General features: G+C 46.3%; 16 protein-coding genes. 14 read left to right on the forward strand and 2 right to left on the reverse strand.

Features of this window, described 5'->3' with window-relative positions; all coding sequences use genetic code 11:
- Positions 1-369: 369 nt before the first annotated feature.
- Together AC3WRW_RS22260 and AC3WRW_RS22265 are read left to right on the forward strand one after the other, a co-directional pair.
- Complete coding sequence (locus tag AC3WRW_RS22260) at positions 370-2,271, forward strand: heavy metal translocating P-type ATPase (RefSeq protein WP_492548485.1); 1,902 nt, start codon at positions 370-372, stop codon at positions 2,269-2,271.
- Positions 2,272-2,424: 153 nt separating this feature from the next.
- Positions 2,425-3,429: a HoxN/HupN/NixA family nickel/cobalt transporter gene (locus AC3WRW_RS22265; protein WP_492548486.1), complete on the forward strand. Its 1,005-nt coding sequence runs from the start codon at positions 2,425-2,427 to the stop codon at positions 3,427-3,429.
- Positions 3,430-3,522: 93 nt separating this feature from the next.
- Here AC3WRW_RS22265 and AC3WRW_RS22270 read toward each other — a convergent pair whose 3' ends face one another.
- Entirely contained in the window at positions 3,523-3,672 is a 150-nt protein-coding gene (locus AC3WRW_RS22270; protein WP_492548487.1) for a hypothetical protein, read from the reverse strand.
- A gap of 240 nt (positions 3,673-3,912) precedes the next feature.
- Between AC3WRW_RS22270 and AC3WRW_RS22275 the strand changes: the two genes are divergently transcribed.
- Genes AC3WRW_RS22275 through AC3WRW_RS22295 form a run of 5 tightly spaced genes read left to right on the forward strand, consistent with a single transcriptional unit; the run spans position 3,913 to position 8,964 of the window.
- Positions 3,913-5,523, forward strand: coding sequence for an ABC transporter substrate-binding protein (locus tag AC3WRW_RS22275; protein ID WP_492548533.1), 1,611 nt, complete (start codon positions 3,913-3,915; stop codon positions 5,521-5,523).
- A 19-nt stretch (positions 5,524-5,542) separates the two neighbouring features.
- Positions 5,543-6,532, forward strand: coding sequence for an ABC transporter permease (locus tag AC3WRW_RS22280; protein ID WP_492548488.1), 990 nt, complete (start codon positions 5,543-5,545; stop codon positions 6,530-6,532).
- The gene (locus AC3WRW_RS22285) at positions 6,529-7,395 is read left to right on the forward strand and encodes an ABC transporter permease (protein ID WP_492548489.1); all 867 of its coding nucleotides are present in this window, start codon (positions 6,529-6,531) and stop codon (positions 7,393-7,395) included. Before AC3WRW_RS22280 ends, AC3WRW_RS22285 begins: the two co-directional genes overlap by 4 nt.
- Positions 7,396-7,430: 35 nt before the next feature.
- The gene (locus AC3WRW_RS22290; protein ID WP_492548490.1) at positions 7,431-8,354 is read left to right on the forward strand and encodes an ABC transporter ATP-binding protein; all 924 of its coding nucleotides are present in this window, start codon (positions 7,431-7,433) and stop codon (positions 8,352-8,354) included.
- Positions 8,344-8,964 (forward strand): ABC transporter ATP-binding protein, encoded by a 621-nt coding sequence (locus tag AC3WRW_RS22295; RefSeq protein ID WP_492548491.1) that lies wholly within the window; start codon positions 8,344-8,346, stop codon positions 8,962-8,964. Before AC3WRW_RS22290 ends, AC3WRW_RS22295 begins: the two co-directional genes overlap by 11 nt.
- 185 nt (positions 8,965-9,149) lie before the next feature.
- On the opposite strand, the gene AC3WRW_RS22300 is transcribed toward AC3WRW_RS22295, so the two are convergent.
- Positions 9,150-9,392 (reverse strand): PepSY domain-containing protein, encoded by a 243-nt coding sequence (locus tag AC3WRW_RS22300; RefSeq protein WP_492548534.1) that lies wholly within the window; start codon positions 9,390-9,392, stop codon positions 9,150-9,152.
- A gap of 130 nt (positions 9,393-9,522) precedes the next feature.
- Here AC3WRW_RS22300 and AC3WRW_RS22305 point away from each other — a divergent pair, with 130 nt between their 5' ends.
- From AC3WRW_RS22305 to AC3WRW_RS22335, 7 genes are all read left to right on the forward strand, one after another.
- The gene (locus AC3WRW_RS22305) at positions 9,523-10,101 is read left to right on the forward strand and encodes a hypothetical protein (RefSeq protein WP_492548492.1); all 579 of its coding nucleotides are present in this window, start codon (positions 9,523-9,525) and stop codon (positions 10,099-10,101) included.
- A 95-nt stretch (positions 10,102-10,196) separates the two neighbouring features.
- Positions 10,197-12,410, forward strand: coding sequence for a heavy metal translocating P-type ATPase (locus AC3WRW_RS22310; RefSeq protein WP_492548493.1), 2,214 nt, complete (start codon positions 10,197-10,199; stop codon positions 12,408-12,410).
- 136 nt (positions 12,411-12,546) lie between these two features.
- The gene (locus AC3WRW_RS22315) at positions 12,547-13,536 is read left to right on the forward strand and encodes an ABC transporter substrate-binding protein (RefSeq protein ID WP_492548494.1); all 990 of its coding nucleotides are present in this window, start codon (positions 12,547-12,549) and stop codon (positions 13,534-13,536) included.
- Between the two features lie 35 nt (positions 13,537-13,571).
- Entirely contained in the window at positions 13,572-14,525 is a 954-nt protein-coding gene (locus AC3WRW_RS22320; protein WP_492548535.1) for a FecCD family ABC transporter permease, read from the forward strand.
- A 171-nt stretch (positions 14,526-14,696) separates the two neighbouring features.
- The gene (locus AC3WRW_RS22325) at positions 14,697-18,569 is read left to right on the forward strand and encodes an RCC1 domain-containing protein (RefSeq protein WP_492548495.1); all 3,873 of its coding nucleotides are present in this window, start codon (positions 14,697-14,699) and stop codon (positions 18,567-18,569) included.
- 201 nt (positions 18,570-18,770) lie between these two features.
- Positions 18,771-20,000 (forward strand): sensor histidine kinase, encoded by a 1,230-nt coding sequence (locus AC3WRW_RS22330; RefSeq protein WP_492548496.1) that lies wholly within the window; start codon positions 18,771-18,773, stop codon positions 19,998-20,000.
- Positions 20,001-20,002: 2 nt separating this feature from the next.
- Positions 20,003-20,635: a response regulator gene (locus AC3WRW_RS22335; RefSeq protein WP_492548497.1), complete on the forward strand. Its 633-nt coding sequence runs from the start codon at positions 20,003-20,005 to the stop codon at positions 20,633-20,635.
- Positions 20,636-20,659: the final 24 nt, after the last annotated feature.

Here is a 20,659-nt window from a genome sequence, read left to right on the forward strand (position 1 = left end):
GTCCATTTATGGATCCTCTTTTTTATGAAATTATTTTCATATATAAATTTACATTTTGAAAATTAATAAATTAAGAATGTTCGGAATTTCTGAGAAAAATATCCATGGATAACGATGGTTAAAAAATAACCATGATTTGCATTGATAAAAAAGAAATATTTTTCATTTGTAAAGAACAAAGTTTTATTTATGTATTTAAATTTGAATAAGTCTGTGTTACATTATAGTTAAATGATGACACGCATCGACACGGGGTGTTCATATTGAATGCGTTTTCATTAATAGTAATTTAATCCCCAAAGCATTGAAGTTTTCTTATCATTTCCACGAGGCAAAGTAACCTACGAACAGATTGAAGGGGGATATTTTATGGCAAGGCTTTTGAAGGAAATCTGGGTATGGTTTCTGCCTCTGTTTATGATTGTTTCTATTATCGTTTCTTATATTCCAGGACAAGAGGAATGGCTGGGTTTTTCCATTGCTTTTTTACCCATGCTCCTGGGCGGAGGAATAATTGCGTACAGATCGCTTTCGGCATTCCTGGAAACATGGAAGTTTTCGGCTGGTTTTATGGTCGTTATGACGATGGTTGGCTGTGCCTATCTAGGACTATATAAAGCGGCTGCGCTTGTGGCACTAATGATGTTTATCGGCGAGTTTCTGGAAGAAATAACGTTGAAGAAAACCCGCAAAGCTTTCCACGAGCTTCTCGACTTAGTGCCCGATACAGCCCGGGTTTGGCATGAAGGGGAATGGACGATTGTTCCTATTGAAGAAGTACAAGCCGGAAGTCGTCTGCTAATAAAACCAGGAGAACGAATTCCTGTTGACGGCAGTGTGATTCATGGAGATGCGTCAATTAATGAATCCGCAATAACAGGCGAATCGATGCCAATAGATAAAAGCACGGGAGATACGGTGTTTCAGGGAACTGTGAGCGTCTTTGGCTCCATTGAAATTCGTGCTGAGAAACTTGGAGCCGCTACGACCATGGGCAAGATCATCGATATCGTTTTTGCTGCACAGGAATTAAAAGGCCCCGTACAGAAAACAGCTGACCGTTTCGCTAAATATTTTGCTCCAATCATTCTATCGATATCCGGTATTACTTGGCTTCTTACAGACGATTTGCTTCGTACGATGACCGTATTAGTGATTGCTTGTCCATGTGCATTGATACTGGCTACGCCAACAGCAGTTGTCGCAAGTGTAGGCAACGTTGCCAAACGGGGAGTTTTGGTTAAAGGCGGAAGGGCGCTGGAGTCATTAGGGAAAGTCGATGTCATTTGTCTGGACAAAACGGGTACGTTTACTTTAGGAAAGCCTAAAGTGGTACACACAGATGTGTTTGGATCAATGACAGAGCAAGAGTTTATGAAATGGGCAGCAATCGCTGAGGAGCGTTCCGAGCATCCGCTTGGCCGGGCTATTATCGATTATGTGGCGCAAGAAGAACAAGATCACCAGCATCATATTGAATCGTTTCGACAAATATTCGGAGTCGGCATTCATGCTGTAATTTCAGGCAAGCAAGTGTGGTTAGGAAACTCCAGGATTCTGGAGCAAACACAGATTCCGCAAGCTGACATAGATAAGGCCGAAACATTTATGAAAGAGCAGGAGCAACTGGGAAGAACGGCTTTGGTCATGATTCTCGACAATAGATGCGTAGGAGGAATCTCGATCGCAGATACCGCGCGCAACGAGGCTGCTCAAGTGGTTTCTCAATTAAAAGAAGCCGGAATAAAAAGAGTCATCATGCTCACGGGAGACCATGAGATGTCTGCCCAAGCTATTGCCAATCAAACGGGTATAGACGAGTTCCATGCGAGACTATTGCCTGAAGATAAGTTTGCTTTTATTCGCAAATTGCAGGCGCAGGGCAACGTTGTAGCGATGGTTGGAGATGGCGTTAATGATGCGCCGGCGCTTATGATGGCTGATGTTGGTATCGCTATGGGAGCCGCGGGCACGGATGCAGCTATCGATTCATCTTCGATTGCTCTTATGGGCGACCATCTGAACATGCTGCCGGAAGTGGTGAGACTGAGCCGAAGAGTTGTATTTACGATCAGACAAAACATTTGGGGCTTCGCATTCGGTGTGAATGTGATAGGAATAACGCTTGCCATTTGCGGCTTGATATCTCCGGTTACCGGCGCGGTAATTCATAATCTAGCTTCCATGTTTGTCGTACTGAATTCCGCTCGACTGTTAAATTATCGCAAGAAAGAGACAATAAGCAAAGGACTGGCTGGATCTCTAGGTTAATCTGATTCTGAAGGTGCAAAAAAATAACTTCAGTAGAGGAGATGAAATCATAGAAAACTGATCAGGTGTAACTCACACAAACAAATATGATTTCGTAACAAAATCCTGAACAAATTGAGGTATAAGGGGAAAACAATTTCATAGGAGGAATAGATGGTGAACAATAAGCGCTCATATTTGGGATACGGAAGCTCCGTTTTGATGCTGCATGTCATCGGTTTGATATTTTTATTTACAGCAGCCCGTAACAATCCCTCATTGTGGAGTGTTGGTTTATTGGCTTATACATTAGGTCTGCGCCATGCATTTGATGTCGATCACATTGCTGCCATAGATAATACCGTACGAAAGCTTGTACAGCAAAAGAAGAACCCTTTAGGCGTAGGATTTTACTTCTCGTTAGGCCATTCATCCGTCGTATTCCTTATGGTCATCGTAACCGCGCTCTCCGTACACTGGATTCAAAAAGAGCTGCCGCAGCTGCAAGACATCGGCGGAATCATTGGTGCATCTGTTTCTGGAACTTTCTTAGTCATTATAGGTATCGTTAATCTATTAATTTTAATTAATTTGTACAAATTATTTATCAAATTCCGTCAGGGACGTCATAACAATGACGAGTTTGAAAATCTTTTGGAGTCCAGAGGATTCTTTTCCCGCCTGATCAGCCCTATGTATAAATTTATCGGGAAAAGCTGGCATGTGTACCCATTAGGATTCCTGTTCGGTTTAGGCTTTGATACGGCTAGCGAAATTGCTCTCCTTGCTATCTCCGCCGGGGCCGCAAAAGCGTCAATTTCTTTCGTCGGAATTTTATCCTTTCCAATATTATTTGCTGCAGGAATGAGCTTGATGGATACTGCGGACGGGATGTTTATGACAACTGCTTATAAATGGGCGTTCTCGACTCCGCTGCGCAAACTCTACTACAATCTTACAGTAACGGCATTGGCTGTAGTTGCAGCCCTTCTTATCGGAATGGTTGAATTGGTTCAGGTGATTTCTTCAAAGATAGGACTGGAAGGACAGTTCTGGGGTTGGATACAAAACCTTGACTTTGGAGCTCTTGGATATATGTTAGTCGGCTTATTTGTTCTGGCTTGGTTTGTGTCTTACGGTGTCTGGAAGTTTTTCCGAATCGAAGAACGTTGGGGTTAACGGTTAGCAAACCAATGCGCTAGGTATTTGTCTGAATCTACTAACAAACGATAGAAGGGAAGAATGACAATGCATGAAGGACATCACGGTATTTTAGACAAGGTTAAGAAAAACAAAGCAGGTCACCATCACGATCACGATCACCACGACCACCACGACCACGATCATCATCACGATCATGACCATCACCACCACCATGACCACCATGACCACGATCATGACCATCACCACCACCATGACCATGATCATAAGCATTCTAGAAAGATACCGCGGAAAGCTATTCAAATCATCGCGGCAGCAGTAGTCATCGCAGGTATTGTTTTGTATGTCTTGTGGGAAATGAAACAAGGATAAATCACAATAACATAAGTAATAGCGCAAAATGCCATGATTCATGGGCATTTTGCGCTCTATGCGTGCCACGTTTTACATAATTCATGCTACAAACTAAATCAAATAATGAAAAGTGGGGGCGTAACAATGATGAAAAATCAATTCACACGGTTAGCTATTATTCTAGTGCTAGTATTATGCATGGCTTTGACGGGCTGTACTTCTGCGACAAAGCAGTCGAAGCAGGCTGCTGCTCCAGCGCAGAAAGAGGAACTTGTTCTATCCGTCGGCTCAGAACCCGATGCTGGCTTTGATCCAACAACAGGTTGGGGGCGTTACGGGTCTCCCATGTTTCAAAGCACGCTGCTGAAGCGGGACAGTCAGATGAAAATTGTCAATGACTTGGCTACAGGCTACGATGTGAGCGCCGATGGAGCGGTTTGGACCGTAAAGCTTCGCAATAACGCCAAATTTTCGGATGGAAAGCCGGTAACTGCGGCAGATGTAAAGTTTACTTTTGAGACTGCGGCGAAGAACGCATCGATTATCGATCTGACGAATATGAAAAGCGTAGAAGCTTCCGATGATTACACCGTAAAATTCACGCTGAAAGAAGCACAGTCCACTTTCATTAGCCTTTTGGTGACGACAGGGATTATTCCAAAACACGCTTATGGAAAAGATTATGCACAAAAACCGATCGGATCAGGGCCGTACAAGATGGTTCAATGGGATAAGGGACAACAGCTTATCGTTGAGGCTAATCCGGAATATTACGGCAGTAAACCTTATTTTAAAAAGCTGACTTTCCTGTTCCTGAAAGAAGATGCTTCTTTTGCCGCCGCTAAAGCCGGTACTGTCGATATTGCCTACATACCATCCGCTTTCAGTAAACAATCGGTTAACGGTATGCGTCTTGAAGCTGTGAAAACGGTGGATAACCGCGGAATCATGTTTCCCTATGTTAAATCCGGAGAAAAAACCAAAGACGGCAATCCAATTGGAAACGATGTGACAGCAGATATCGCAATCCGCAAAGCCATCAATGTGGCGATTGACCGCAAATCGCTTGTAAAAGGCGTGTTGGAAGGCTACGGCTCTCCCGCTTATACGATCAATGACGGTCTTCCATGGTGGAATCCGAATACGGTATTTACGGATGCTGATGCTACTCAAGCTAAGAAAATTCTTGCGGATGCAGGTTGGAAAGATGCAGATGGCAGCGGCGTTTTGAAAAAGGATGCTTTAAAAGCCGAATTTACGTTAATTTATCCTTCCGGCGATGTTACACGGCAATCGCTAGCCATTTCCGTAGCCGACATGGTGAAGCCGATTGGAATTAAAATTAATGTCGAGGGCAAGAGCTGGGACGATATCAAAAAGTCGATGTACAGCAATGCCGTTGTTTTCGGTTGGGGCAGTAACGATCCTTTAGAAATGTACAATGTGTACAGCAGCAAATATCGCGGCGTCGATTATTACAATTCCGGCTTCTACAGCAACCCTGCAGTTGATGAGTGGATGCACAAAGCTTTGCAAGCAACTAATCAGGAAACAGCAATGGAATATTGGAAAAAGGCGCAATGGGACGGTAAAAACGGTTTGAGCATGCAAGGTGATGCACCGTGGGCGTGGCTCGTAAACATCGATCATTTGTATCTTGTTAAGGACAAGCTCGATATCGGCAAACAGAGAATTCATCCTCACGGCCACGGCTGGCCAGTAACGGATAATATCGAAGAGTGGAGCTGGAAGCAATAAACGAGAAGGAGTACATGAGATGATTCGCAATTTGGTTGCGTTTATAGGATTAAAGGTAGTCCGGCTGGCCTCGTTACTTTTTGCTATCAGTTTAATCTCATTCATACTTGTCAGCTTCTCGCCTATCGACCCGGTTCAAGCTTATATCGGTGCAGACATGATGAGGGTAAGTCCGGAGCAGCGGATGCTGATCGCACAGCATTGGGGACTTGATAAATCCCCCGTTGAACAATTTGTTCGATGGGGGACTACGCTCCTCCATGGTGATTTAGGCACATCCATGATTTTCCGCCGGCCAGTGGCAGAGGTGATCAGTGAAAGGTTCTTAAACTCAATCTTTATGATGAGCACAGCGTGGCTATTATCTGGAATCATTGGTTTTATGGCGGGCGTCATTGCCGCTATGAAGAAGGACACTTGGATCGACAGGCTGATCAAGTGGTATTGCTATACGCTGGCTTCAACACCAACTTTCTGGATGGGGCTGCTGCTTCTCATCGTATTTGCCGTATGGCTTGGCTGGTTTCCAATTGCATTAGGAGTGCCTGCCGGAGTACTCTCGCAGCAGGTGACGTGGATGGATCGTATCCAGCATATGATCCTGCCTGCGTTGACATTAAGTATTGTAGGCATTTCCAGCATAGCTTTGCACACAAGGCAAAAGCTGCTGGATGTGCTTTCAAGCGACTATGTGCTATTCGCGAGAGCGAGAGGAGAACGTGGCTTTCGACTGTTTTGGAGGCACGGGCTGCGAAATGTTGCCTTACCGGCAGTGTCCCTGCAATTTACAGCATTTAGCGAGCTGTTCGGCGGCGCTGTTCTGGCGGAACAAGTCTTTTCGTATCCTGGTTTAGGGCAAGTAACCGTGGAGGCAGGGCTGCGAGGAGATGTTCCGCTGCTGCTGGGAGTCGTTCTGTTCAGCGCGCTCTTTGTTTTCTCCGGCAACTTATTTGCGGATCTTATTTATCGGTTAGTAGATCCGAGGCTCAGGGAGAGGCGGATATTATGAGCATCCAGACAGTAGAACGAATCAAAGCTTCAAAAACAGGAATCCGCTTTAATCGCAGACAGCGTACGCTGATGATCACCATTCTTGCAACCTTAATAGTCACAGGTACTTGGCTGTGCGGATTTATCCTCAGCTCCGAGAACCTTGACTCTCACTTAGAATTGCGCAACTTAGCGCCTTCCTGGGAGCATCCTTTCGGTACGGATTGGCTTGGTCGGGATATGTTTACCCGCACCATCAAAGGGCTTTCCTTAAGTATTCGAGTAGGAATGACAGCAGCAGCCTCTAGCGTGCTGATTGCAGCCGCACTTGGATTAGCGGCCGCTACGATGGGTAAAACGGCAGATCGTATTATTGCGTGGCTTATCGATCTGTTTCTAGGCGTTCCCCATTTGGTCACGCTAATTCTGATCGCTTTTGTTTTGGGAGGCGGAATGAAAGGGGTTATTATTGGCGTTGCCCTAACGCATTGGCCAAGTCTCGCACGTGTCATACGCGCGGAAGTGATGCAGCTCAGGTCGGCGGAATACGTGCTGATCTCCCTGCGGCTGGGTAAATCCCGTTGGTGGGTAGCAACCAGGCATATGCTGCCGCATTTGATTCCGCAGTTGCTAGTAGGTTTGCTGCTTCTTTTCCCTCATGCCATTTTGCATGAAGCATCTATTACATTTATCGGAATGGGATTATCTCCGCATCAACCCGCCATCGGGATTATCCTATCTGAATCCATGCGATACTTATCGGCAGGCATGTGGTGGCTGGCCATTTTCCCAGGACTTTGCTTGTTAATCGTCGTGCGGGCATTCGATATCATGGGCGAAAACTTGCGTATGCTTGTGGATCCTCATCGTTCTCACGAGTAATACATAGATCCTGATTAAAGAAGGAGGCTATCCCTATGCAAATACTTGAAGTGAATGATCTGTCCGTATCTTTCACCCAATACACCAGCGGATTGCGTCAGAGAACGATCAAAGTTATTCATGGTCTTCACCTTTCCATACAAGCAGGGGAAGTTCTGGCGGTGGTAGGGTCCAGCGGTTCAGGCAAAAGCGTACTGGCTCATGCCATCATGGGTATTCTTCCAACTAATGCGAACGTCAACGGCACGATCCTTTATAAAGGGGAAGCCATCGATCCAGCCAAGCAAGCCGCAATAAGGGGGAAGGAGATTGCTTTCATCCCCCAATCCGTTAATTATTTGGATCCTCTCATGCAGGTGGGAGCGCAAGTTCGGTTCTCTGTCCAAAAGGGCGATCCTGCTATTGAACAAAAGAAGGCTTTTGAGAGGTATCAGTTGTCACCAAGCGTGGATACGCTTTATCCCTTCCAGCTGTCCGGGGGGATGGCCAGAAGGGTGCTTGTCTCTACGGCAACCGTTAGCGGAGCGCGTCTTGTGATTGCCGACGAGCCAACGCCCGGACTGCACCCTGCGGTCGTGCAGGAAACGTTGAAGCAATTCAGGGAACTTGCGGATCAGGGATGTGCGGTGTTGTTTATTACGCACGACATCGAGTCCGCGCTTCCCATTGCCGATAAAGTCGCCGTGTTCTATGCGGGGACAACCGTGGAGATCGCCTCGGCAGGCGATTTTTCCGGAGATGGCCATTTGCTTCGACACCCTTACAGCAAAGCTTTATGGAGAGCGCTGCCTCAAAATGAATTCCTTCCCATACCAGGCTTTCAGCCGCACCCTGATGCTTTGCCTGAGGGATGTTTGTTTGCCCCGCGTTGTGAGATGGCTACCTCGGAATGTTCCCATGCAAGACCGGAAATGCGGGAACTGCGTGGCGGAATCGCGAGGTGTACACATGCTTCTTGAAGGTAAAAACCTGGGTTTTCGCTATGGACGGGATGCATGGATATTCAGGGGAATGGACATTTCCTTGAAGCAAGGGGAAGTGGTAGGGCTTGTCGGACCGAGCGGCTGCGGGAAAACCACCTTGGGTCGCCTTATCGCCGGCTATGATCTACCGCACGAGGGCACTGTCCACTTAGATGGCAGTCCTCCAGCCAAAAAGGGTTTTCATCCTGTACAGCTTGTATTTCAGCATCCGGAGAAAGCGGTCAACCCGCGTTGGCCCATGCACCGTATGCTTAACGAAGGCTGGCAGCCTGACTCTGATTTGCTGCGGTCGCTCGGCATTGAGAGGGAATGGCTGCAGCGATGGCCTAATGAGCTGTCCGGCGGAGAGCTTCAACGATTTTGTATCGCAAGGGCGCTTGGTCCTGAAACTCGTTTTCTGATTGCTGATGAAATGACTACGATGCTCGATGCCATTACGCAGGCGCAGATATGGCATGCCGTGCTGAACATTGCTAAGGAGCGGAATTTGGGGGTGCTGGTCATCAGTCATGAGGAAAAATTGATCCAAAGGCTTTGCAGCAGGGTAATCCAGTGGAACGGAGAAAAGCAACGTTCCACTGTATGACCACGGAAGCAAGGGAGGCGTGCTGTCGCTGCAGCACGCCTCTTTCTTTTAATGATGCTGATCGTGATTTTTTTTTGTATCTTGAGAACCCTTCTGAAGCAACTCTCGCTGTTCCTTCGAAAGTTCACCTGCAAGGAATTGTTTGGTTGGCATGATGCTGGAGCCGTTGGCACTTGCATTCACCTTCACATAGTAGAGTCCTTGTCCCCTGGACGATATTTGACTACTTTTGCCTCAGGGTATGTATGCATGACGTTTTCGATTTGTTTAGAAGGAGATATTTTCTCGTGTTGTGCTGCAACATAGTAATACTTATGATACATCCATTTCTCGATCTGAGGCTTAAATAAGTATACCGATCCTGTAACAGCTAGAATTAAAATAAAAGGGGCAAAAATAAGCCCGGCATAAAAATGCCATCTCCATATTGAGTTCTTATGTGGAGTGTCTAGGCAAGTGTAGTGCTTTGTTCAACGAAGGTTAGGCGTCATGCGTAATGTACCATCACCATAGACTAGAGAGTGGGCATATTGAAATTTCACGAAGAGGTGAGGGTCTTTGACGGCATGGAGTAAAAAGTTATTTTTGAAAATCTGTGGTTTATGTATGATATTGATCGTAATCTTCCCGGGATTGCCGGCTGCAGCACATGAGCATGGGGGAGACTCAGCCACAGAGATCCAAATGGGACCCTCTCAATTAACGGTAAACACAAGTATTGCATCTTTGATTTTCGTTCTGCTGGTCGTCCTTGTTCTTATTTTTCATCTACGTTCAAAGAGCTCACTTTTATCTAAAATGGCGGGCATGATGGCCGCGATGGCAATTGCTATGGTATCAAGCCTGCTTGTCGGTACAATAGCAGGAATTGTGCTCGAAAGATTATTTTTTTCAACCGTTATCGGTGTTGCTTTTGGGATGATTGTTGGTTATCTAGCCGGCCAATCCATACATCTTGTTGCATCCCTGGACGGCATGTTAGCTGGATTAATGGGAGGTATGATGGGAGCGATGCTGGGGGTGATGGTGGTCTCAGACTATCCTGCGCTTTCCATTATTTTTATGGATATTGTTCTGGCAATTTCCATGTTGGTTCTATATAAGCTGTTGAATGACGAGGAGCTTCATCATGCATGACTCGAAAGAGCTATTTTCAAGGAATCTTGCATGAACCTGGACGACACCCCATATAGTTGCAAGTAAGTGCGGAGATTGTATGGGAGGTGGAAAAATTGAACGAACATTCAGAGTTTCAAAAAATAAGCTTAAAAATAGAGGGGATGACTTGTGCGGCATGCTCTGCGCGCATTGAGAAAGTCGTTGGTAAAATGGCTGGCGTTCATGAAATCGCAGTCAATTTACCGCTGGGACGTGCCGCGTTAGTGTTGGACTCCGATTCTGAGTTGAGAGGGCGGGTTATCGAGCGTATCGAGAAATTGGGATACTCCGCAGAAAAGTTGGAAGAAGCGAGCGAGTCTCAGAAAACGGTGCTTGGTCTAGGAGCAAAACTGCTGATTTCCGCGCTATTGACCTTGCCTCTTTTGTGGGCAATGGTTCGTCATTATACGTTGACATCCGGAATTTGGATTCCTGAGCTGTTTCTTCAGCCATGGTTCCAATGGGTGCTTGCCACGCCGGTTCAATTTGTTATAGGCGCTCCATTTTACTTTAACGCTTGGAAGGCTGTAAAAAGCAAAAGCGCCAATATGGATGTACTTATCGTTCTTAGTACGACTAGCGCCTATTTATACAGTCATTACATGACTATGCACATGCTGCATTCGGGTGGACATGATCCGCATTCGGTGTATTTTGAGACAAGCGCCATGATTATTACGGTTGTGCTGCTTGGCAAATGGCTGGAGTCTTCCGCCAAAGAAAGAAGTATGAAGACGATTCATCAGCTGCGCCGACTAAGTCCGCAAACCGTTACAATCCTCAGAAGTGGGAATCACCCAGAGACAATAGGATTATCTAGCGTCAGGATTGGGGATACGCTCTTGATCCTTCCCGGTGAAATCGTTCCTGCGGATGGACGAGTTATGAGCGGCAGGTCCGCTGTTGATGAAGCCTTCATTACCGGAGAATCCGTACCTGTGGAGAAACGCCAATATGACCGCTTGATAGGCGGATCAATAAATCGGGACGAAGCCATGACTATGCAAGTGACGGCTCTTGGACCTCAAACGGCGCTCGGCAAGATGATTCATTTAATGGAGGAAGCGCAGGCCTCGAAGGCGGAGATCGGGCGCTATGTAGACCGGATCGCTGCTGTGTTCGTTCCGGCTGTTTTGGTGCTTGCATTGCTCACCTTGTGTATTTGGTCCTTATGGCTTACGCCGGGGGATTTCAAAGGGGCGCTGTTCAAAGCAATAGCCGTACTTGTTATCGCATGCCCTTGCGCTTTAGGGTTGGCGACGCCAACTTCGATTCTGGTGGGTACGAGCCGTGCCTTGGAGTCGGGGATTTTATTTAAAGAAGGCAAATATGTGGAACAGCTGCAGCAGATCGATATCATTTTACTGGATAAAACAGGGACACTTACCCATGGAACACCCCGAGTGACAGACATCGTCACGGATTCGGGCCAGGAACATCGCCTTCTTCGTTTGCTTGCTGCTGCCGAGAAAGGAATCGAGCATCCCTATGCGAAAGCGATTGTGAAAGAAGCCGTTCGGCGCGGACTCCAGCTGAAAGAGATGTCCACCTCTCAAGCGCTAACGGGGTTGGGGGTGACGGCCCAAGTAGACCAACATGAGATTCTTATCGGATCTAGAGCTTTTATGAGTCAGGCCGAAATTTCCATGCAGAAGTTTGCGCCAATAACAGAACAGTTAGAGAGGGAAGGGAAGACGGTACTGTTTGCAGCGGTAGACGGTGTTCCTGCAGGGTTAATCGCGCTCATGGACACATTAAAATCATCTACGCCTCAAGCTATACGACGGTTGAAAAAGATGGGGATCGTCGTCGCCATGGCAACCGGCGATCACCGTAAAACAGCCAATGCGATAGGGGATAGGGCTGGAATAACAGCTATCTATGCGGAAATGCTGCCTCAGGATAAAGTTCGTTTGGTAAGAACGCTGCAGTCGAAAGGGAAGCGTGTTGCGATGGTCGGCGATGGCGTGAATGATGCGCCTGCCTTGGCGGCGGCCGATATCGGCATCGCTGTAGGTACAGGCTCAGAGATCGCCAAGGACGCAGCAGATGTCAATTTGCTTCATAGCGACTTGGGGGGAGTTGCGGATGCCATCGTGATGAGCCGGAAGACGATGCGCAACATTCGTCAAAATTTAATTTTCGCACTCATGTACAACGTCTTGGCAATCCCGCTTGCGTTCATGGGTTTAATGACACCGTGGATTGCTGGAACCGCTATGGCGCTAAGTTCTGTATCCGTCGTAGCCAATGCTAGCAGACTGCAAAAAGCGTCTTGGCGAGATTAATGCCGCAAATAGGGTTATTGAACATTTGGCAAGAATTCTTCACATAATTCCCGGTTAAATAGCACTTTGGAGTCATCTCTTACCCTGAACATTGCTATATGATCAATGGCATATGAAATTTAAGGAGTGTATGCTATTGAAGCGTTTAGGGTTAATCATTGCAAGTGCATTTGTGTTATCAACAGTAGTTATGGGGTGTTCTGCGTCGAGGCCGGAACAGACAACGCCAACTAAACCTACTCCTAGTATTGTTCCGCTGAATGGAGATTTCATAACTTTCAAAGACAGTACGAAGCAAGAAATTACTTTAAAAGACAAACCGCAGCGCGTTATTTTGTTAAATACAGAAGTTCAGGAGTTGTTTTATCAGGTGGGGGGCAAAGCTGTTGGATTGGCGACTGCTCCGGGCATTCCTGTTCCAGAGATGGCTAAGGATGCCGCACAGGTCGGTGCAATTAACCAAGTTAGCTTAGAAAAATTGATGAGCCTGAAACCTGATCTGGTTATAGGGCAATCAATGTTCCATGCTTCTTTGAAAGATTCATTAGCTTCTTCTAAAGTGCCCCTGGCCTTAATGGATATCAAGAGCTATGCGGATATAAAAGCTGCTGCGGAGCTATTTGGGAAAATAGCGGGAAAAGAAGCAGAGACTAAGGCTGCGCTTGATCAAACGGAGAAAAATATGCAAACGGTTCTAAGCAAACTCCCGCAACAAAGCCCCAAGTTTGCGATGATCACTATCATGCCAATGGGAATTAGTGTACAAAAGAATTCGACGATTTCACTGGACGCTGCCAGCCGCTTAAAGCTAAAAAATGTCGCTGATTCCCTCCCATCAGGTATGATGCCAAGTTCTGCGCCTTACAGCTTGGAAAAGCTTGTTGAATTAGATCCGGATTTTGTATTCTTCATCGTACACGGCACAGAAGACTACGGTAAAGAGAAGCTCAAATCTGACATAGAGAATAATCCTGCCTGGAAGACTTTGAGAGCGGTTAAAGAAAATAAAATCTATTTCCTTCCGTCCTCGCTATTTGTGACGAATCCTGGATTTAACTTCGATCAATCCTTATCCTATCTAGCTAAATTAGTTTATCCGGATATTTATGGCAGTACAGCAAAATGATCAGTTATCACAAAAATGTCATATGGCGCTCGGGGATGCTAGTCGTACTTGCACTTTTCGCTTTAATAGGTTTAGTTTTGAGTCTAATATGTGGGGCAGTAAATATTACGATACCGGATGTATTACGTTCGTTGTTCGGCGGACAGAGCACTTATCACGATATAATTTGGAATATCAGACTGCCAAGAACAATCGTTGCTGCGTTAGTTGGTATCAGTCTTTCGTTATCAGGAGCACTCCTGCAAGGCGTCATGCGTAATTCTATGGCTGATCCGCATATCATTGGTGTTTCCTCAGGTGCGGGTCTATTTGGAATCGGTATTCTTATCTTATTTCCCGCCTATGCGTATCTGCTTACACCCGTTGCATTTGTTGGTGCTATTGGGGCTGCTTTACTCATTTATCTTATGGCTTGGCGCGGTGGAGTAAGTCCGCTCAGGGTCATTCTTGCAGGTGTAGCTGTGTCTGCTCTGTTGAATTCCGGCATTTCGGCTTTACTCACTTTCTACAGCGATCGAGTAGGGGGAGCCCTGATGTTCATGACGGGAGGGCTTTCAGCAAGAAGCTGGCCGCATGTTTATATCCTTCTTCCCTATACGTTAGCAGGAACCATACTTGCTTTGATGGGGAGCCGACGACTAAACATTATGGCGCTTGGGGATGCACAGGCGAAGGGATTAGGTCTGCGTGTGGAATTACACCGGGTATACTTTACGGCAATCGCTACATTACTTGCAGCCAGCACGGTCAGTGTAGTAGGATTGCTCGGTTTTGTAGGAATGATCGTGCCTCATTCTGCCCGTTTGCTTATCGGCAGCGATTATCGCTGGCTGCTTCCGGCATGTGTATTATTAAGCGTAGGTGTACTTACGATTTCCGACACTGTGGCCCGCATTTTATTTGCACCTGTTGAACTGCCGGCAGGCATTGTAATGGGTGTGCTTGGGGCGCCATTTTTTTTGTATTTAGTGCGCAGGAGGGTATTGTAGCGGCATATATACTGGATCAAAAGAACAGAAGCCAGCCTGTCTAAATCAGACGTAATTTATTCACGCATCCCCCCCGAATGGGGGATTTTTTTGTCGAAAAATAAGGGATATAGTTGTGATGTTGCAAATTTAAGGAGGCACATTTTTAGTTTAATCGTAGGGGGAAATGGGATGAGGAATACTTTAGTCAAAAAGCTGCTATCCATAATCGTCATAGCATGCCTGTTATTTTCGTCGTTTGGTGTCGCATTTGGTGCGACTTCAGCCGGGACATCGGATATTCAAGGGCATTGGGCGGCAGGCAAGATTTCTGCATGGATCGATAAAGGATTCATTAAAGGGTATGACGACGGCAGCTTTAAGCCGGATAACCAAATTACAAGAGCGGAATTCATTGCTTTGATCAATCGCTCGTTTGGATTTACAGAAACGTCGGATATCGCATTCCGCGATGTGGCGTCCGATAATTGGGCGCATGCCGAAGTGGCCAAAGCTGTTAAAGCCGGCTATATCGCTGGCTATGCAGACGGAACGATTGGCATCAATAAGCCGATTAGCCGCCAAGAGGTAGCCGTCATCGTAAGCCGGTTATTGACATTAAACGGAGCAACCGGCGCTGCGAGTGCAGCTTTTACAGATGCTAGCCAAATGGCAGCTTGGAGCAAGGACGCCATCGCTGAAGTCGTGGCTTCGCAAATTATGAATGGTTATGATGCCGATCATAGCTTTAAACCATTGGCACCTATTACACGCGCGGAAGCGGTTGTTACCTTAGATCGCGCTCAAGCCGCACAAACCGTGGTTTATCAAACGGCAGGTACATACGGTCCTGAAACCGGTATTGAGACAATCAATAAGAATGTAACGGTGAATACAGCAGGTGTCACACTACGGAATATGGTGATTAAAGGTGATCTCTTATTGGCTGAAGGCATCGGCAACGGCGATGCGTTCTTAGAGAATGTTAAAGTCACTGGTAAAGTTACCGTACAGGGCGGTGGCGAGAATAGTATTCATTTTAATAACTCCGTACTGGTTGACATTATTATTGACAAGAAGTCTGGGACCGGTACAGTTCGTATCGTTTCTGAAGGGACCACGACGGTTGCTGTGGTAACTGTAAAATCCCCGGCGATTCTGAAAGAAACCAATTCAACAGGGAATGGTTTTGGCAATGTCAATCTGAGTTCGCTTCCGGCTGGTTCAAAAGTTACGCTGGCAGGCTCCTTCAATACGGTCAATGTGAGCTCGCAGCAATTACAAATTGATATGCCCGAAGGTTCGATTCAGAAAATGAATGTAACATCGACATCGACAGGAATGGTGCTTAACCTTAGCGATGGAGCAAAAATTAACGACCTTGTCCTAGATGCTATCATAAAAATGCTGGGTAAAGGTACGATTGTGTTGGCAACTATGAATGTAGGCGGTTCTACATTTGAGACACCTCCGACTAAAACGACAACCACAACTGCACCTACGCCGGCGCCGACGTCTGCACCATCGTCATCATCATCATCTTCATCTTCACCGTCAACACCGACACCAACACCATCGCAAACACCGGCACCAACATCAACACCAGAACCAACGCAAACACCGGCACCAACATCAACACCAACACCATCGCAAACACCAGCACCAACATCAACGCCAGAACCAACGCAAACGCCTACACCAACGCCGACGCCATCCAGCCCGCCAGAAGACACCGCTAATGAAGATATAACAGCGGCGAAGGCGCTGCTTACAGCAGATACAATCCGCAATACCAACACGGCATTGACCGCAGTACTAGCAGACTTGACCTTGAGCACAGCTGGATCAAATGGTACTACCATTGCCTGGAGTTCAGATAATCTGGCAATCGTTGCGAATACAGGTGTTGTTACTCGCCCTGCTTACACAGAAGGCAATCGCGTTGTGCGCTTGACGGCAACGATTACGAAGGACGCAGGAACACCCCAAACGAAAGAGTTTGAGGCAACGGTATTAAAAGATACGTCCGATACGGATGGTCGATTACTTGCCTTACAGCTAAGCAATGTTACATTGAGTCCGGCATTTTCACCGGATATTCAGCATTATGAAGCAACTGTACCGTTTATTGTGACAAGTACTAAAGTAACAGCGGTACCAATGAATCCTAATGCATATATAGAAGTAAACGATGAAGATGATACGAAGCAGTTGCTAGTAGGATCTAATGAGGTGCAAATTTACGTCAACCATGCAGATGAAGATGGATATGACATTTACACCGTTCAAGTCCACAGGCTGGCAATCGACGTAGTGGCGCAAGCGGCGGCCATTGCAACGATCAAAGCTTACCATGGAGAAGATATCGACTTGATTAAAGTGCTGAATACAGCAACTGGAAGAAATACGGCTATTCCTGCTAATGTGATCTTCTATAAAGATGCTATTCTTGCTGCAGAACCAGGGGATCTGGATACGGCCGAAGATATTTTGCGGATGATTGAGGATGTCAACGAAGCGGTGCCTCCTGTTAACAAAACAAATTTAATCTCAGCCATTTCTCAGGCATCTGCATTGCTTAGCAAATACTCAGTTGGGCTAGCGACAGGACAAGTTTCGCAAGAAGCTCATGACGCCTACGAAGCTGCAATCGCAGCAGCATCTGCTGTGCAGGCATCTGAAATTGCAACTCAACATGATGTGGATGCGGCAGTTGCGACACTATCTTCAGCTACCGCTGCCTTCCGTACAGCTATTATTGTTCCCATTCCTACATTCACTGTGGATGGCAGCCTCTCGAATTACATGCCGATGATCACGGTCACTAATGTAGCGGTTGGCAATCAAATCACTGTCTATGATACGGATGGAACGACTGTGATCGGATCCGGCAAGGCTGTAGGGACGTCAATCACTATAGCGATTGATCCGTTAACGATTGGTACGCATACTCTGAAAGTAAAGTCCGTAGATTCATCGGATCAGTCCAGTGTCTACTCGGCAGGAGTGAGTTATGTCGTCCAAGCCATTTCCATTTTGCCGGGGAATCGAGTTTCTGAAAGCCAAGCCCATATCGCCACGCTGGCTGCCAATGGTCAAGTCTATACGTGGGGTTCTAACTATGGCGGGCAAATTGGAGACGGAACGCAAACACCTCGTACCCGCATATTCGCTGTTCCAAACTTGCCTCTAAACATCATCGCCGTACAAGCAGGTGAAGGATACACGGCAGTGCTGACAGCTGACGGACATATTTGGAAGTGGGGCTACTATGATTTAAGCGGTCCTAAAAAAATAGCCGGCATTGATCATGTCGTTTCTATTTCTGCAGAGGGAACGAATGTCTTTGCTTTAAAAAGTGACGGTACCGTATGGAAATTTGCGATTTATGCAGCTCCTGCGCAAGTTGAGGGATTAGATCATGTCATAGCCGTTCGAGGCGAATGGTCCAATGTTGGAATTGCCTTAAAGTCTGACGGCACAGTCTGGGCTTGGGGAGCTAACGATAATGGGCAGCTTGGCGATGGAACAGGAGTAAACAAACCGGCACCGGTCAAAATCGAGGGCCTGCCTTTCATCGTTGATATCAGAAATGGGAATCAACATTCCTTAGCTTTAAGTGTGACTGGCGCTGTTTATACATGGGGTTACAATGCTATGGGCCAAATTGGTAATGGGACATCTAATAATCAATTAGCGCCTTATGAAGTCGAGGGGTTATCCAACATAACGCAAATTGGGGCTGGGAATTATTATTCCTTCGCCATTGATAATGAGGGCAAGATGTTTTCATGGGGCGGCAATTGGAGTGGAAGTCTAGGCATAGGCTCGTTTGTTAACCGGGATAGGCCTACTCTCATAACAACGAACTTAACCAATGTTCTGGCTATTACAGGTGGAGAAGGAAATACGGGCATTGCGTTACAGGCCAATGGTGATATTTGGACATGGGGCAATGCTTCCGATGGCCTTCTCGGAAGTGGCGAAACCTCTAACCGGTCCACACCTGGTAAAGTGGCTAACTTTAACCTGTTTAATGACCCGGCAGTCTTGAATCCAGATTAACACCAGCTTTTATGAAAAAAAATAATGAAAATAGGGGTTGTTGTCCCAGTAGAATGTTCTACAGGGATGGCAGCCTCTTGCCTATCAAGCGATAGCCAATATTTTCATTTTTAAAAGAAAAGGCATTTTATAACTAACGTCGAATTAAATAAAAAAATGTCGAAACGGTATTCCGTAAAGTCAGAAGGTGATCCAACGCATATGAACATAGTCAAAGACTTTTTGCTTCAACTAGCACTTATTGCAACGTTAATCTTTGCGTTCCAGACATTTTTTCCAGAAAAGCCGGAGCAGAAAAGGGAAAACCGCAATATCATCCAAGCTGTGCTATTGGCGCTAGCGATCGTTCTATGCATGTCTTTTCCTGCGAGTACGGCCTCCGGAATTCGGTTGGATATTAGAATTGTTCCGTTGTTATTAGGAACCCTGTACGGCGGTTGGCGAACGGGGCTATTTCTAACAGCAACGATTATCCTATATCGCCTATATCTCGGCGTAGATTTGGGTTTCTATACAACAGTCATAACCCTCATAGTCAGCATGCCGGCTATCCTTATGTGCCAGAAGTCTTTCCTGCACGCATCCAAAAGGAGAAGAATAAACCTTGCCCTGCTTCTATCCATCTTTTATTGTCTTGTAGGCGCGGCGTCGGGGTCTTTCATTAGAGGTATTTCCACCAAATTTCTCCTGATTAATGGCATTTACATTGTGATTACGGCAGTGGCCGTCTGGTCATTCATTTCGTTAAACGAGACCATCAAAGATATACTTTTGAAAAATCAACGGCTGCAAACAGCCGCGAAGGATGCGGAAATCTCCTTTTTGCGATCCCAAATTAAACCTCACTTCTTATACAACTCCCTGAATTCCATTGCTTCATTGTGCATCGATGACCCCAAAAAGGCGGAAGCGTTAATACTAGATTTATCGCAATACATGAAAAGCAGCTTTAATTTTAAACAAATGGATACCCTGACAACCATCGAAAAAGAGCTGGAATTGGTCAAAGCTTATTTGAATATTGAAAAGGCGCGTTTCGGTACCAGATTGGAAGTGGCGTATGATGTGGATCCCCATCTGGACATGTGGATTCCCCCATTGGTTCTGCAGCCGTTGGTGGAAAATGCCATTAAGCATGGTTTGATGGCCACCCTGCGAGGGGGGACTGTGAGCATATCCGTTAGGAATGAAACGGGCAGTGCCGTTCGTTTTGCCGTAGAGGACAATGGGAGCGGCATGTCCGCAGCCACCTTGGGGGAAATATGGCATTCTGATGGAAAGAGGCAGGGGACGGGAATTGGATTATGGAACATCAATCAGCGGATCAAGCTGCTTTACGGGCAGGGCATTTGCATTGAAAGCATAGAAGGCGGCGGTACCAAGGTATTTTTCGATATTCCCGTAAGACCTTTAGTGCCAAGAGGAGGTTAAATATGCTGCACGCCATTATCGTGGATGATGAAGAGTTGTCTGTGAATCGTATGAAGAGGCTGCTTGTGGAAAGTGGCGAAGTTGACGATTGCCATACGTTTATGAACCCATTGGAAGCCTATGAATTCGTCAAAGGAAATCCGGTTGATATCGCATTTCTCGATATTTATATGCCGGAAATTAACGGGATGCGGTTTGCAAACCTATTATCCGATCTCAACAGATCGATCGATGTGGTCTTCGTAACGGGGTATGATCATTATGCCGTTCAAGCCTTTGAAGCACATGCGCTCGACTATCTGATGAAGCCCGTAACCGAGGAACGGTTATCAAAGACATGGGATAAAATTAGAAAGAATCAGAAAAATGCGATCCTTGCGCCCGCCACGCCGGGAGTGGAGAGTCTCGCTGCAGCGCAGAGGAGTAAGGGGGAGCCACACGTTATTCTGACAGAGCGGGAGACGAGAATCCTTCGGTTAGTCACGGATGGACTGACAAACAAGGAAATCGGTGCACAGATGAACATCGCAGCTGAAACGGTTAAATCGCATATTAAAAATTTGTACAGAAAACTGGATGTCAATAATCGGATCCAAGCGATACAGCGTGCCAAAGAGTTAAAGATATTAGTCTAAGGGGATCTTGTATTATGAGAATTC

It is taken from the genome of Paenibacillus sp. FW126-R14, assembly GCF_058789495.1.